The sequence below is a fragment of the Azospirillum palustre genome (assembly GCF_002573965.1).
Classification (GTDB): Bacteria; Pseudomonadota; Alphaproteobacteria; order Azospirillales; family Azospirillaceae; genus Azospirillum; species Azospirillum palustre.
The window spans coordinates 175,350-189,898 of sequence record NZ_PDKW01000042.1 but is presented as its reverse complement, the minus strand read 5'-3'; the positions used below and the strand labels follow the sequence as shown (position 1 = coordinate 189,898).

General features: G+C 68.2%; 13 protein-coding genes. 8 read left to right on the top strand and 5 right to left on the bottom strand.

What is annotated here, in order from left to right; all coding sequences use genetic code 11:
• Positions 1–15: 15 nt before the first annotated feature.
• Both gabT and CRT60_RS18685 read left to right on the top strand, forming a co-directional pair.
• Entirely contained in the window at positions 16–1,305 is a 1,290-nt protein-coding gene (gene gabT / locus CRT60_RS18690) for a 4-aminobutyrate--2-oxoglutarate transaminase (RefSeq protein WP_098738066.1), read from the top strand.
• A gap of 180 nt (positions 1,306–1,485) precedes the next feature.
• Positions 1,486–2,688: a CaiB/BaiF CoA transferase family protein gene (locus CRT60_RS18685; protein WP_098738065.1), complete on the top strand. Its 1,203-nt coding sequence runs from the start codon at positions 1,486–1,488 to the stop codon at positions 2,686–2,688.
• A gap of 45 nt (positions 2,689–2,733) precedes the next feature.
• Here CRT60_RS18685 and CRT60_RS18680 read toward each other — a convergent pair whose 3' ends face one another.
• Entirely contained in the window at positions 2,734–3,774 is a 1,041-nt protein-coding gene (locus CRT60_RS18680) for a zinc-dependent alcohol dehydrogenase family protein (RefSeq protein ID WP_098738064.1), read from the bottom strand.
• 135 nt (positions 3,775–3,909) lie between these two features.
• Between CRT60_RS18680 and CRT60_RS18675 the strand changes: the two genes are divergently transcribed.
• Both CRT60_RS18675 and CRT60_RS18670 read left to right on the top strand, forming a co-directional pair.
• Positions 3,910–4,389, top strand: coding sequence for an Lrp/AsnC family transcriptional regulator (locus tag CRT60_RS18675; protein ID WP_098738722.1), 480 nt, complete (start codon positions 3,910–3,912; stop codon positions 4,387–4,389).
• 169 nt (positions 4,390–4,558) lie between these two features.
• Complete coding sequence (locus tag CRT60_RS18670) at positions 4,559–5,461, top strand: DMT family transporter (protein ID WP_098738063.1); 903 nt, start codon at positions 4,559–4,561, stop codon at positions 5,459–5,461.
• 21 nt (positions 5,462–5,482) lie between these two features.
• Here CRT60_RS18670 and CRT60_RS18665 read toward each other — a convergent pair whose 3' ends face one another.
• Genes CRT60_RS18665 through CRT60_RS18655 form a run of 3 tightly spaced genes read right to left on the bottom strand, consistent with a single transcriptional unit; the run spans position 5,483 to position 8,312 of the window.
• A complete protein-coding gene (locus CRT60_RS18665; RefSeq protein ID WP_098738062.1) occupies positions 5,483–5,857 on the bottom strand; it encodes a hypothetical protein in 375 nt (124 codons plus the stop codon).
• A gap of 35 nt (positions 5,858–5,892) precedes the next feature.
• Positions 5,893–7,206 (bottom strand): hypothetical protein, encoded by a 1,314-nt coding sequence (locus CRT60_RS18660; RefSeq protein WP_098738061.1) that lies wholly within the window; start codon positions 7,204–7,206, stop codon positions 5,893–5,895.
• 2 nt (positions 7,207–7,208) lie between these two features.
• Positions 7,209–8,312, bottom strand: coding sequence for a hypothetical protein (locus CRT60_RS18655; RefSeq protein ID WP_098738060.1), 1,104 nt, complete (start codon positions 8,310–8,312; stop codon positions 7,209–7,211).
• Between the two features lie 213 nt (positions 8,313–8,525).
• On the opposite strand from CRT60_RS18655, the gene CRT60_RS18650 reads away from it, so the two are divergent.
• The 4 genes from CRT60_RS18650 (at position 8,526) to CRT60_RS18635 (ending at position 13,427) form a co-directional block, all read left to right on the top strand.
• Complete coding sequence (locus CRT60_RS18650; protein ID WP_098738059.1) at positions 8,526–10,565, top strand: AsmA family protein; 2,040 nt, start codon at positions 8,526–8,528, stop codon at positions 10,563–10,565.
• Between the two features lie 70 nt (positions 10,566–10,635).
• The gene (locus tag CRT60_RS18645) at positions 10,636–12,411 is read left to right on the top strand and encodes an SLC13 family permease (RefSeq protein WP_098738058.1); all 1,776 of its coding nucleotides are present in this window, start codon (positions 10,636–10,638) and stop codon (positions 12,409–12,411) included.
• A 117-nt stretch (positions 12,412–12,528) separates the two neighbouring features.
• Entirely contained in the window at positions 12,529–13,008 is a 480-nt protein-coding gene (locus CRT60_RS18640) for a hypothetical protein (RefSeq protein ID WP_098738057.1), read from the top strand.
• A gap of 128 nt (positions 13,009–13,136) precedes the next feature.
• Complete coding sequence (locus CRT60_RS18635; protein WP_098738056.1) at positions 13,137–13,427, top strand: hypothetical protein; 291 nt, start codon at positions 13,137–13,139, stop codon at positions 13,425–13,427.
• Positions 13,428–13,480: 53 nt separating this feature from the next.
• Here CRT60_RS18635 and CRT60_RS18630 read toward each other — a convergent pair whose 3' ends face one another.
• On the bottom strand, positions 13,481–14,512 hold the full coding sequence (locus CRT60_RS18630; RefSeq protein ID WP_098738055.1) for a purine-nucleoside phosphorylase: 1,032 nt from the start codon (positions 14,510–14,512) through the stop codon (positions 13,481–13,483).
• Positions 14,513–14,549 lie beyond the last annotated feature (37 nt).

Here is a 14,549-nt window from a genome sequence, read left to right as displayed (position 1 = left end):
AAAGGAACACAGACCATGAGCACCAACCAGTCCTTCGTCGCCCGTCGCGAGGCCGCCGTCTCCCGTGGCATTTCCGCCGGCATGCCGTTCTACATCGACCGCGCTGAGAATGCCGAGATGTGGGATGTCGAGGGCAAGCGCTTCATCGATTTCGCCGGCGGCATCGCCGTGCTGAACACCGGCCACCGCCACCCGAAGGTGATGGAGGCGGTGAAGGCGCAGCTGGAGCGTTTCACCCACACCTGCGCGATGGTCACGCCCTATGACAGCTTCGTCGAGCTGGCGGAGAAGCTGAACGCGCTGGTCCCCGGCCCGACGCCGAAGAAGACCGCCTTCTTCACCACCGGCGCCGAGGCGGTCGAGAACGCCGTCAAGGTCGCCCGCGCCGCCACCGGCCGTCCGGGCGTGGTCGCCTTCTCCGGCGGCTTCCACGGCCGCACGCTGCTGACCATGGGCCTGACCGGCAAGGTCGTGCCCTACAAGGTCGGCTTCGGTCCGTTCCCGGCCGAGATCTTCCACGTGCCGTTCCCCAACGCCTATCGCGGCATCAGCGAGGCGGAGAGCCTGAAGGCGCTGGACAATCTGTTCAAGTCCGACGTCGATCCGGCCCGCGTCGCCGCGATCATCATCGAGCCGGTGCAGGGCGAGGGCGGCTTCAACATCGCCAGCCCGTCCTTCCTCCAGTCGCTGCGTGCGGTCTGCGACAAGCACGGCATCGTCATGATCGTCGACGAGATCCAGACCGGCTTCGCCCGCACCGGCAAGATGTTCGCCTTCGAGCATGCCGGGATCGAGCCGGACCTCGTCACCATGGCGAAGAGCCTGGCCGGCGGCTTCCCGCTGTCGGCGCTGACCGGCAAGGCGGCGCTGATGGATGCCCCGATCCCCGGCGGCCTGGGCGGCACCTATGCCGGCAGCCCGCTGGCGACCACCGCCGCGCTGGCCGTCATCAACGTCATCGAGGAAGAGAAGCTGGTCGAGCGCAGCGAGCAGCTGGGCGAGCGCATCGCCGGCCGCTTCCGCACCATGGCCCAGCGCAACAGCCTGTCGGTGATCGGCGACGTCCGCAACCTGGGCGCCATGGTCGCCATGGAGCTGGTGACCGACCGCGAGACCAAGGAGCCGGCCGCGGACCTGACCAAGGCGCTGGTCGCCAAGGCGGCGGAAAAGGGCCTGATCCTGCTGTCCTGCGGCACCTACGCCAACGTCATCCGCATCCTGGTCCCGCTGACCGCCTCCGATGCCCTGGTCGACGAAGGCCTGGACATCATCGAGCGTTCCCTGGAAGAACTGGTGTCGGCGTAACGAGACTCCCTCTCCCGTCCCGGGAGAGGGAAGGGGCCCAAGCGAAGCTTGGGAAGGGTGAGGGGTGATCCGAGGATATGAATCCATGTCTGGACCACCCCTCACCCTCCCGCCTTCGGCGGGTCCCTCCCTCTCCCGGGGCGGGAGAGGGCTATAAAAAACCAACAGGAGGAAGACACCTTGGCCGGACCCTTGTCGCACATCCGGGTGCTGGAGCTGTCGCGCGTGCTGGCCGGGCCGTGGTCGGCGCAGACGCTGGCCGATCTCGGCGCCGACGTGATCAAGGTGGAACGGCCGGGTGCCGGCGACGATACCCGTGCCTGGGGCCCGCCCTGGGCCGGCGACCAGTCGGCCTATTTCCTGTCGACCAACCGCGGCAAGCGGTCGATCACCATCGACTTCGAGCGGCCGGAAGGGCAGGAGCTTGTCCGCAAACTCGCCGCCCAGGCCGATGTCGTCATCGAGAATTTCAAGGTCGGTGGGCTGGTCAAATACGGCCTCGACTATGACAGCCTGAAGGCGGTCAACCCGCGGCTGGTCTATTGCTCGATCACCGGCTTCGGCCAGACCGGGCCGTACCGCAACCGCGCCGGCTACGACTTCATGATCCAGGGCATGGGCGGGCTGATGAGCATCACCGGCCAGCCCGACGGTGAGCCGGGTGCCGGGCCGGTCAAGGTCGGCGTTGCGGTGACCGACATCTTCACCGGCCTCTACGCCACCATCGGCATCATGGGCGCGCTGGCCCACCGCGACCGCACCGGCGAGGGGCAGCAGGTCGATCTGGCACTGCTCGACGTGCAGGTGGCGGTGCTGGCCAACCAGGCGATGAACTGCCTGGTCGGCGGCAAGGCGCCGCAGCGGCTCGGCAATGCCCATCCCAACATCGTGCCCTATCAGGCCTTCGCCACCCGCGACGGCTACATCATCCTGGCGGTCGGCAATGACGGCCAGTTCGCCAAGTTCTGCACGGTCGCCGGCCGTCCCGAGCTGGCGAAGGACGAACGCTACGCCACCAACCCGGCCCGCGTCGCCAACCGCAAGGAACTGGTGGCCCTGCTGGAGGAGCTGATCCGCACCCGCGACAGCCACGACTGGCTGGGCGCGCTGGAGCAGGTCGGCGTACCCTGCGGCCCGATCAACGATCTGGCCGCGGTCTTCGAAGATCCGCAGGTCAAGGCCCGCAACATCCACCAGGATCTGCCGCACCCGACGCAGGGCAGCGTGCCGACGGTGGCGAGCCCGATCCGCTACAGCGGCACCCCGCTGGTCCACGACACCGCCCCGCCGACGCTGGGCCAGCACACCGACACGGTGCTTGCCGAGTCCCTCGGCCTGGGCGAGGCCGACATCGCCGCCCTTCGCGAGAAGGGCGTGATCTGAGCGCTGTTTTGGAAGCCGGAAAGCGCGAGCTTTCCGGCTTTGTCGTCAGAACTCCGTCACCACGGTGACGCCGGTGCCCTCGAACCTGTCCATGGTCATCAGGGCGTCGATGGACTGTTCCAGCGTGATCGTCCGGCCGATCAGCTTCTCCGGCGCCAGCTTGCCGGACCGCATCAACTCCAGCATCGCGTCATAGCGGTGAGCCTGCATGCCGTGGCTGCCGAGGATTTCCAGCTCGTTGGCGATGACGCGGCTCATCGGAATGGCCGGCGTGCTGTTCTCGGCCAGCATCAGCCCGACCTGCACATGCTTGCCCCGCTTGCGCAGGTTGCCGATCGAGTTGAAGCAGGTGGTGGGATGGCCCAGCGCGTCGAGCGAGACATGGGCGCCGCCGCGGGTGGTCTCGATCACCGCTTCGGCGACCTCTGCGACCTCTGAGGCGTTCACCGTGGCGACGGCGCCGAGCGCGCGGGCCAGGGCGAGCTTGTCCTCGGAAATATCGATGGCGACGACATTGGCGCCCACCGCATTGGCGATCATGATCGCCGACAGGCCGACGCCGCCGCAGCCGTGAACCGCCACCCACTGGCCGGCGGAGGCCTTGCCCTGGTCGATGACGGCGCGGAACGAGGTGACGAAGCGGCAGCCGAGGCTCGCCGCCGTGGTGAAGTCCATGCTCTCCGGCAGCCCCACCAAATTGATGTCAGCCTGATGCAGGCCGACATACTGGGCGAACGACCCCCAATGGGTGAAGCCGGGCTGGAACTGCCGGTCGCAGACCTGATGGTTGCCGGAATGGCATTCGGGACAGGCGCCGCAGCCGCCGACGAACGGGACCGTGACCCGGTCCCCGACCTTCCATTTCGTCACGTCCCTGCCGACCGCCTCGACGATGCCGGCCAGCTCATGGCCGGGAACATGGGGAAGCTGGATGTCGGTGTCATGGCCGACCCAGCCGTGCCAGTCGCTGCGGCAGACGCCGGTCGCCATCACCTTGACGACGACGCCATGCGGCTCCGGCGTCGGATCGGGCACGGTCATGATGTGCGGCGGGGCGGAAAATGCCTCGTAGACCACGGCTTTCATCGGGGGGACTCCGTCTGGACGCTCCCGCAGTCTACGACGGACCCGCTGAAATTGGCTTTCAATTGAAGATCGGCAAAACCGGAGATATGAAGGGTTCTTTCTTTCGATGGCTTATTCGTGAAGGAGTTCTTCGGCATGGACCCGCTGGATAAAATGGATGCCGCGATTGCCGACCGGCTGCAACAGGATGGCCGGCTGTCCAACGCCAGGCTCTCCGAACAGCTGGCGCTCAGCGAGGCGTCCTGCTGGCGGCGTCAGAAGCGTCTGGAGGAAAGCGGGGTGATCAAGGGCTATCAGGCGGTTCTCGACCGCCGCAAGCTCGGCTTCGGCGTCATGGCCTTCGTGCAGATCGTCTGCACCCAGCATGGCGAGGAGGTGACCGCGGCGTTCGAGCGGATCATCCAGGACTGCCCCTCCGTGCTGAGCTGCCACAACACGACCGGAGAGGCGGATTTCCTGCTGGTGGTCGTCGCGCGCGATCTCGACGACTACAGCGGGTTCGTCGACAGGGTGCTGCGGAAGCTGCCGGGCGTGGCGAGCATCCGGTCGAACCTGTCGCTGCGGGAGATGAAGGAGACCAACCGGCTGCCCGTTCAACAGGCGCCCTATCGCTGACCGCCCCAGCCCTGCCGGCGGGTTCAATCGGGCGGATGGAATTTTCGCATCGCTCCTGCCCGCCGGGCGGGGGTTGCGTTCGTCCGCCATTCCAGCAATATCGCTGCCCGCGCAGGTCTCCGGCCTGTTCCCGCGGATCCCACGCCCTCAACCATTGCCGGACCCCTCCATGACCGCGGCCCCCGCGACCGACACCCGCCGTGGCATCCTGATGATGCTGGGCGGGATGACGCTCTTCACGCTGAACGACGCGCTCGGCAAATGGCTGGTGGCCGACCATCCGGTCGCCATGCTGCTGGCCGTGCGCAGCCTGTTCGGTCTGGCGGTGCTGGCGCCGATGATCTGGCGCGAGGGCATCGCCGCGGTCTTCGCCGTCGACCGGCTGCCGCTGCACATCCTGCGTGTGGCTCTGATGACGGTGGATGTCGCCTGTTTCTACTGGGCGGTCGGTTATCTGCCGCTGGCCGACGTGATGACCATCTACATGTCGGCGCCCCTGATCGTCACCGCGCTGTCGGTGCTGATCCTGCGGGAAAGCGTCGGCTGGCGCCGCTGGGTGGCGGTGCTGGTCGGCTTCGTCGGCGTCGTCATCGTGCTGAACCCGACCGGCCGCTTCGACCTGTGGCCGTCGCTGGTGGCGCTGATCGGCGCCTTCATCTTCTCCAGCGGCGTGATCTCCACCCGCGTCCTGCGCTCCGCCTCCAGCCTGACGCTGGTCGGCAACCAGATGGTCGGCGGCCTGCTGATCGGCGGAGTGACGCTGCCCTGGAGCTGGGAGGCGCCGGGCTGGCTCGGCTTCATCCTGCTGGGGCTGCTGGGCGTCACCGCGCTGGCCGGCCACGCCATGATGAACCGCTCGCTGCAACTCAGCCCGGCCGCGGTGGTGGTACCGTTCCAGTATGTGTCGATCCTGTGGGCGGTGATCCTCGACCTCGCCGTCTGGGGTACGGCCCCCACCGCGCGCATGGGGGTGGGCGCGGCGCTGATCATCGGCAGCGGCCTGTTCATCGTCTATCGCGAACAGCGCCTCAAGCGCGGCGTCGCCGCCGAAGGTGTGGCAGAGGTGCCGTAGGCTGCCAGGTGAGGCTCCGGCTTACAGCGCGAAATACCGTGGCACCAGTCTGACCGTCACCGGGTCCACCGGATGCCAGCCATAGTCGTGGATGACGTCGTTGGACTCCACCGGGCGCCGCCCGTCCGCCAGCGACCAGGTGATGTGGTAGGTCGATCCGTCCGGCCGGTCGCTGGCGCCGTCGACGGCGACGACCAGCGCCTGAACCCCCTCGCCGTCGTCGGCATAGCCGATCACGTCGGCCTCGGTGGCGGCGGGCAGCGGCTCCTGCGGCCCGACGCCGAAGCTCAGGGTCACATGGTCGGCGACCAGCCTTTCATAGCGGGGCGGAAGCAGGGCCAGCAGGCGCCCGCGCTCGTCCGCCGGCAGTTCCCACCCGGTGTATCCCGATCCCATCACCCACTCCTCCGAACCGCAAGGCGCCGACACACTCACCGCCGGCCGCCGCTCATGATGTCGTCCATGATCTTATTCGCTTCTGCCGGTCCGGCAATCAGTTCGATCATGCGGATGGCGGTGTAGCCGGTGCGGGTGCTGCCGGCGGGACCGGCCAGCGCCTGCTGCGCCTTTTCCGTCAGCGAGGCGGTGGTCTTCTGCGTCATCTCCCGCAGCTCGCCGCGCAGTCCCAAAGTGTCGGCGATGGTCGCGCATTTGCGCAGCGCACGAGCATGGTTCTCGGCCTGGGCCAGCTGGGCGCGTCCCTCGCTGGCGCCGATGGCGCAATTATCCAGTGCGCCGACGGCCGCGACGATGCCGGCATCGGCGTCCTGCAACACCTGGGACTTCACCATGGCGTGGACGGAGCTGCGCACCTGCTTCAGCCGCTGGTCGAACTCCTTGTTGCGGCTATGCTCCATCGCCGCCCGCGTGGCGTCCAGGCTGGCGACGAGGTCGAGCGCCAGATCGGCCACCGCCATGCGGTCGCTGGCCGGGGTGTCCTGCCAGTGGCGCGAGCGGTCCTCGATCTGGGCGACGACGGTGCCGCTCAGCTGCATGAACAGGGCGGCGCGGTCGGCCGGCTTCTGGCCCAGATCCATGTCCCACAGCCCGCTCAGCAGCACCGACGGATCGGTCAGGCGCGAGGCGGCGAGCAGGATGAAGATCTTCAGCGATTCCGGTCTGGCGCGGGACAGCCGGCGGCCGATGGTCTGGATCGCCTCGATATGGTCGCCATGGAGCTTCGGCACCGGCTTGGGCGACAGCGCCGCCTTCAGCTCCATGATCTCGGGTGCGATGGACAGGATGATGGCGATGTCCGCGAGCGCCCGTATCCGGTTGGGGTTCATCCGCAGGTCGAGCGCTTCGCTGAAATGCCCGGACACCGCCCCCTCGGCGATCTTCGACACCGCCGCGGCGCATTCCCCCCAAAAGGCTTCGGTCAGCGCCTTGCGCTCCGGCCCGTCCTGCAGGGCCGGACGGAAGGCGCGCACGTGTTCCTTGCCGACCTCGGCCTCGACCAGCGGCCACAGGCTGTTCATCAGCGACCGCTCGATCACGCTCAGCGGCACCGGGTCGGCCTTGCCCAGCGCTTCGAACAGGTCTTCGAACGGGTCGCAGAACAGCCGCTTCAGCGTCGGCCGGCGGTGCAGCCGCAGCTCGACCAGGCGGGGGCGGATCACGGCGATGGTGCGCTGGATGTCGGGATGGTCGTTCATCTGCTCCAGCAGATCGACGATCTGGCGGAACTTGGGCTCGTCGATGTCCAGAAGCTTGTCGCCCAGCGCGACCAGATCCTTCATCTCCATGATCAGGCCGCTCTCCCTTTGATCGTCTCGATCCGCATGACCAGATCGACATCGAGCTGGCCGCTGCGCCAGTCGACATAAGCGCGCACCGACCGCTTGTGGCTGGTGGTCAGCTTGTCGGCCAGCGTCGACTGGTCGGCGCGCCCTTCGTCCTTCGGCAGCAGGGGGATGACGCGGAAGATGTCGTGGACGGCCATGTCCTGGGTATAGCGGTCCTGGGTCAGCGCGTCGTTCCACAGCAGGATCAGATATTCCCAGCCGTCGAGCAGCCAGGACAGCCGGCTCGACGCCTTGCGGATCTGTGGGCGCTTGGTCTCCCACTGGCGCAGCAGCACCTCGAACGACGCCATCGCCTGGTCGAACTGGCCGATGACGTTGCGGGCATGGTTGACCGTATGTTCCGCCACCTCGGCGCAGAAGCCGCCGATGGGGGCCGCTTCCGACACGTTGTCGGTCGCCCAGTCGGTCATGCTGTCGCGGAAGCCCTGGAGATCGCGCATCAGCCGCCGCAGCCGCGCCAGCTTGGGCGAGCTGGCGAGCCCGATGGCCTCCATCATCAGCGCCAGCTCGGCGATGCGGCCATAGAGTTCCTTCGGTTCCAGAGCCAGACGCTGCGCCGCCTTCATCATCAGGTCGCGCGTCAGCTTCTGCCCTGCGGCGGAGGTCAGGCCGACCTTCAGGATCTCCGTCGATTCCAGGCCGACCGCCTTCAGCGCCTCGACGATCAGCTGGTAGTTGATGAGAAGCCGCTGGTCCTCGTCGTCGCTCAGCGCCGCTTCCGCCGCCGTCACGGCGCCGCCGCCGGCCAGCCCGCAGCGCGCCGCCTCCAGCACGGCCTTGCGGATGTCGTCGGGCGAGCAGCCGTCGGCCTTGGCGATCAGATCGTGCAGCATCCGGTCATGCACGGTCATCGGGAAGGCCAGCGGCAGCGACTTCCACGGAACCACATAGACGCCGCGCCCTTCCGACAGGTTGGGCACCAGCACCTCCAGCTGGTCGCGGCTGTCCTTGCGCACGCGGGTCTGCGCCAGCACCGGCGTGGTGAAGGCCACGGCGGCACCGCGTTCCTCGAAGGTGGACGGGGCGAAATTGGTCAGAGAACGCATCGTGTCCTGCGGCCCTGGCTGCGGGGGTGGGGCATCGTTCGATTACGGTGCTGCGATACTGAATTTTGCGTTAAATCCAATATAAGCGCCAACGGAATATATAACTTTCGGGCAGGAACGTCGGATCTCTTGCGGTACCCCCCGCCTCCGGCCTTCGCTGTTCGGCCCCCTTGTCCGTTGTCAGGGAAGGGACGGTGCGCGGAGGGCAGGGGGATGAAAGCGGGTGCGGGATCGGTGTTCAAATGGATCGGCTACGGCCTGCTGGGCCTCGTCGGTCTTATCGTCGTCGGGGTCGGCGCGGTGCTGCTGCTGTTCGACTGGAACGACGCCCGCGGCTTTGTCGCCCGCCGCGCCTCGGCCGCGCTGAACCGCGAGGTCGCCATCGACGGCGACCTGCGCGTGCATCTCGGCAACCCGATCCGCATCCATCTGGAAGGGTTGCGCATCGCCAACGCCGACTGGGCCCAGGACAGGACGATGGCGGAGATCAGGGCGCTGGACGCCTCGCTGCGCCCCTGGCCGCTGCTGCGCGGCAACTGGGAACTGCCGGAGCTGAAGGTCGAAGGGCCGAAGCTTATCCTGGAAAGGAACGGCAAGGGTGACGCGAACTGGAATTTCGGCCCGCCCAACGCGGAGAAGGCGGTGGCGAAGGAGGCCGTGACCCCCGACAAGCGCGGCGACATCCCGGTGATCGGACGGCTGCTGATCGCCGACGGCAGGATGCGCTACCGCGACCCCACCAGCGACATCGACATCGACAACACCATCAACACCGCGACCGGCGACAACGACAGCGACACCGTGCAACTGAACGGCAAGGGCAACTTCGCCGGCAAGCCCTTCACCCTGGCGGTGGAGGGCGGCTCGCTGCTCACTCTGCGCGACGATCCCAAGCCCTATCCGCTGAAGATCGACGCCGCCGTCGGCAAGACCAAGGGCCGCATCGAAGGGTCGGTGGCCGAGCCGGTGAAGCTGGAGGGCGTCGACCTGTCGGTGGCGCTCAGCGGCGACGATCTGGCGGAGATCTTCCCGATCCTCGGCATTCCGACGCCGAAGACCCGGCCCTATTCCATTTCCGGCCATCTGTCGCGCGAAGGGGGCCTGTGGGCCTTCCACGGCATGAACGGCAAGGTCGGCGAGAGCGACCTTGCCGGCGACCTGTCGGTCGACACCAACGGCGAACGCCCGATGGTGAAGGCCGACCTCACCTCCAACCGGCTGGCGGCCCAGGATCTGGCCGGCCTGATCGGCGCCTCGCCGCGCGGCAGCGGCGACTACCCGACCCGCGGCAACGGCCGCGTCATCCCCGCCACCCCGGTGAATGTGGAGATGCTGCGCAACACCGACATGGACGTCCGCCTGCGCGGCAAGCGGGTGGAGGCGCCCTTCGCCCCGTTGCAGGATCTGGACATGCGGGTCAGGCTGACCAACGGCGATTTGCATTTCGATCCGCTGTCGCTGGGCATCGGCGGCGGGCGGATCGTCGGCACGGTGCAGGTGGACGGCAGCCGCAAGGTGCCGGCGATGCGCACCAACCTGGACATCCGCGCGATGAAGCTGTCCACCTTCTTCAGCGAAACCTCCCTGGCGGGCCAGATCGGCGGCACGGTGGCCGGGCGCATCCAGCTTGCCGGTTCGGGCAAGACGGTGGCCGACCTGTTGGGCAGCTCCGACGGCAAGATCGGCGTCGCGGTGGACGGCGGACGGGTCACCAGCCTCGCGGTCAAGGGGCTGAAGACCAACATCCTGGAAACACTGGGCGTGGTCATTTCCGGGTCGAAGCCGATGCCCTTCAACTGCCTGGTCGGCAACATGGCGGTGCAGAACGGCGTCGCCCAGGTCGAGGCGCTGGTGCTCGACACGCCGGAAACGCTGGTCACCGGCAAGGGCCGGATCAGCCTGCGCAACGAGGCGCTCGACCTGCGCATCGTCGGCGATTCGAAGTCGCCGCAGGTCTTCGCCACCCATGTCCCGGTGCTGGTCGGCGGCACGCTGGGCAACCCCGACATCGGCGTCGATCCCACCGAGTCGGCGGCGCGGGGGGCTGCGGCGGTGGCGCTGGGCGTGCTGCTGACCCCGCTGGCCGGCGTGCTGCCCTTCCTTGACCCGGGCAGTGAGGAACAGCCACAGTGCGGTCGGCTGGTGCAGGATGCCCGGTCCCCCGACAAGGGGGCGGCGGCATCCGGCAGGACAGGGGCCGGCAAGTCGGGCGATGGCCGTGGGGACGGGAAGGCGTCGGGTTCGGCGCGCTGACCGGACGCACAACCGCGTTCCCCTGTCCGGCCCGGCTTCGGATCACAGGATAAGGACGCTGCCTTTCCCAATGACCATCGACCAGATGTTATCGTTTGGGATCATCGGCGCGGTGATCGCGCTGCTGATCTGGGACCGGCTGCGGTACGACCTTGTCGGGATGATCGCCCTGCTGGCCTCGGTCGCCGCCGGAATCGTGCCGGCGAAGGAGGCGTTCCAGGGCTTTTCCGACGACATCGTCATCATCGTCGGATCGGCCCTGGTGGTCAGCGCCGCCGTCGGCCGCTCCGGCGTGGTGGAGGCGGCGATGCGCCCGCTGACCGCGCGGATGACCGGCGTCTGGACCCAGGTGGCCGTCCTGGCCGGGGCGGTGACCCTGCTGTCGGCCATCGTCAAGAACATCGGCGCGCTGGCCATCTTCATGCCCATCGCCTTGCAGGTCGCGCGGCGGAGCGGCACGCCGGTGTCGCTGCTGCTGATGCCGATGGCCTTCGGCTCGCTGCTGGGCGGGCTGATGACGCTGGTCGGCACCTCGCCCAACATCATCGTGTCGCGCGTGCGGGCGGAGATGACGGGCGAGCCCTTCCACATGTTCGACTTCACGCCCGTGGGGCTGGTGATCGCGGTGGTCGGCGTCGCCTTCCTGACGGTCGGCTACCGGCTGCTGCCGAAGGGGCGGGCGGCGGGGGCCGGACCCGCCTTCAACATCGACGACTACACGGCGGAGGCGCGGCTGCCCGCCGGCTCGCAGTTCGTCGGCCGCACGGTGGCGGAGCTGGAGACCTTCGGCGAGGGTGAGGTGACCGTCGCCGCCATCGTGCGCGAAAATTACCGCCGCTATGTCCCGTCGGGCCATTGGGTGCTGTTCGCCGACGACATCCTGGTGCTGGAGGGCGACACCACGGCGCTGGGCGATCTGGTCAAGCGCGCCGGTCTGCGCATGATGCATGACAAGGACCAGGAGGGGGTCGAGAACGAGGACGACATCGCCGTGGTCGAGGCGGTGGTGGAGCAGCGCTCCGCCATGATCGGCCACAGCATCGAGGAGGTGAACCTGCGCGAGCGGTTCGGCGCCAATCTGGTGGCGCTCAGCCGGCGTGGCCGGCCGATCCGCCAGCGGCTGCGCCGCATCCGCCTGCAATCGGGCGACCTGGTGGTGCTGCAATGCCGGCAGGCCGCCGTCTCCGACACGCTGGCCGAGCTGGGCTGCCTGCCGTTGGCCGAGCGTAACCTCGCCATCGGCCGCACGCCGAAGCGCGCCGCGGCGGTGGCGGTGCTGGGGCTGACCGTCACGCTGGTCGCCACCGGGCTGGTGCCGGTCGCCATCGCCTTCTTCGGGGCGGCGGTGGCGATGACGGCCCTGAAGGTGGTCAGCCTGCGCGACGCCTACGAGGCCATCGAATGGCCGATCCTGGTGCTGCTGGGCTCCCTGATCCCGGTCAGCGAGACGCTGCGCACCACCGGCGGCACCGAGCTGATCGCCGGCTTCCTGTCGGAGATGTCGCAGGGCCTGCCGCCGGTGGGGGCGCTGGCGATGATCATGGTGGCGGCGATGGCGGTGACGCCCTTCCTGAACAACGCCGCGACGGTGCTGGTGATGGCGCCCATCGGCGCCAGCCTCGCCACCCATCTCGGCCTGCGGCCCGACGCCTTCCTGATGGCGGTGGCGATCGGGGCGGGCTGCGACTTCCTCACCCCCATCGGCCACCAGTGCAACACGCTGGTGATGGGCCCCGGCGGCTACCGTTTCGGCGATTACTGGCGGCTCGGCCTGCCGCTGTCGATCATGGTCGTGGTGTTCGGCACGACGGCCATCGCGATCTTCTGGCCGCTGGTGCCGCGCTGAGGCCGAGGCGCGCCGGAACCCGACCGTTCACGGGATCGTGTGTTCATGAGCGGTTCCGTGTTCCCTCCGTCTGGTGTAGGCTTCGCATCGGGGCTGAATGCCTGACGGGAGGCGGGAATGTCGGTGTGGCGCCGCTATCTGGTGAAGGACGTGACCGGCCGGCTGGTCGATCTGCCGAGCCGCCTGCTCGACCGTGCCGATGACGGCACAGCACCGCTGCCGCATTTCGCCGGCCGTTGCGTGGAGGTGGTGGCTGCGGTGATCGTCGGCGACCGCGAGGCCCAGGCCCGCGTCACCGAACTGGCCTTCACCAAACTCTATTTCGACCAGATGGGCTATGTCGACGCCGCCAAGCGCGAGCGGATGATCCGCCTGATGCTGGAAAGCTGCGCCGACCGCCGCTGCCCGCCGCCGAGCCGGGGAAAAGCGCCGGACGGATGCGCCCATCTGTCCCGCCGCGCCGTCGCCGCCCGCGACCAGCTGATCCGCGAATTCGGCTGGGAGCCCAAGCCCGCCGAACGCGACGCCGCCCTCAGCCGCCTGGACCCGGCCCGCCTGCGCGCCGCGCCGCCGGAGCCGATGCGCACGCTGCATTGAGATACAGCCTCCTCCGGCGCGGGAGAAGACGCGCTCCCACACCTGCAAAGGGGAGGGGGGCCTTTTCGAGCCGCTCCCCCAGGCCCATATGCGGAAGACCGCGAAGCTTGGAGCCTGTCGAACCGCAGATGAGTCCTCCCGATACCGCCCAGTCGCTGTCTTTCGCGCGCGTGCGACAGCTGGCCCTGATCGGCGCCGGATGCACGATCATCCTGCTCGGCCTGCTGATCGCCCCCTTGCCCGGTCCCGGCGGCCTGCCGGTGATGCTGCTCGGCGGCGTGCTGGTGCTGCGCAACTCTGCCGACGCCCGCCGTCTGTTCGTGCGGTCGAAACGACGCTATCCCCGCATCTTCAGCCCGGTCGAACGCATCCGGCTGAAGCTGCGCAACCGCCGCCTGCGCAAGATTTACGGCGAGTGAGCCGCAAGCGCCTGCCGGGCGGGTTTCCCGGCAGGCGTTGACGAGTCTGTTCGTCAGGGAGCGGGCAGGGCCGGAACGCCGTCCTTCCACTGGTCCCAATGGCCGACGATGTGGTCGACCATGCGCGACCCGACCAGCTCCACATTCTCCACCGTCTCGGCGAAGCCGCCGGCGGTCTCGCCCGGCTTCGGGTCGAGGTGCTGGAGCGTGGTCTCGTTCGGGTTGCCCTGGTCGAAATTGACCGCGCCGCGCAGGCTCATCACCCGGTCGGAGCCTTGCAGCCGCTTGATGACCAGCGTGATCGCCGCCGCTTCCATCTCGGTGATGACGTAGTCGTCCGCGCCATAGAGCTTGGCGATGTACTGCGCCTGGGCCGACATGCCGGGGCCGTGGAAGAAGGTGTCGCCCGTCATGTGCGTGCCGGTGCCCACAAAAGGAGCACGCTGTGCCGCTTCCTGCGGATAACGCTTGCGGTAGGCGCGGGCGGAGTCGCTGTCCTTCAGCGGCGTGTCGGCGGTCAGCCGCATCGCCCAGGACACCAGCGCCGGGTTCATTGGGAACAGCCGCACCGCCTCGTAGCCCTTGCGCGGCATGAAGGTCGGCTCGCCCGGCTTGTTCTCCTCCGGCGCCCAGCGGTGGCCGAGGTCATAGTCGACCACCCAGGTCGCCCAGCTCACTTCGCCGATGGTGCCGCGCGACGGCGGGGTGCCGGCCACGCCGGTGACCATGAAATAGGCTTGCGACAGGTCGAGCTGCGGGTTCAGCAGGATCGCCTGCATCGAGGCCGACGAGCTGACTTTGCCCATGCCGAGCACCGATCCGCACACGCCGTCGGCGTTGCAGTAGACCGGGTTCAGCGCGCCCTTCACCGCGATCGGCTCGGCCGTCTGCCAATAGCGCTCGTACCAGTGCTGGAACTCGCCGGCGCGGTCGCCGGTGTTCTTGCCGATCTCGAACATCGAGCCGACGAACACCTTGACCTTGATCGGTTCCGCAGCCTGCACGGAGCCGGCCAGCCCGAACAGCACCAGGGCCGGGACCAAAGCCGACAGGGCGGCACCGCGGCAGCGGGAGGAGAATGACATTGGAATTACACTCCTTGGGACAGAAACTTACCTGAGT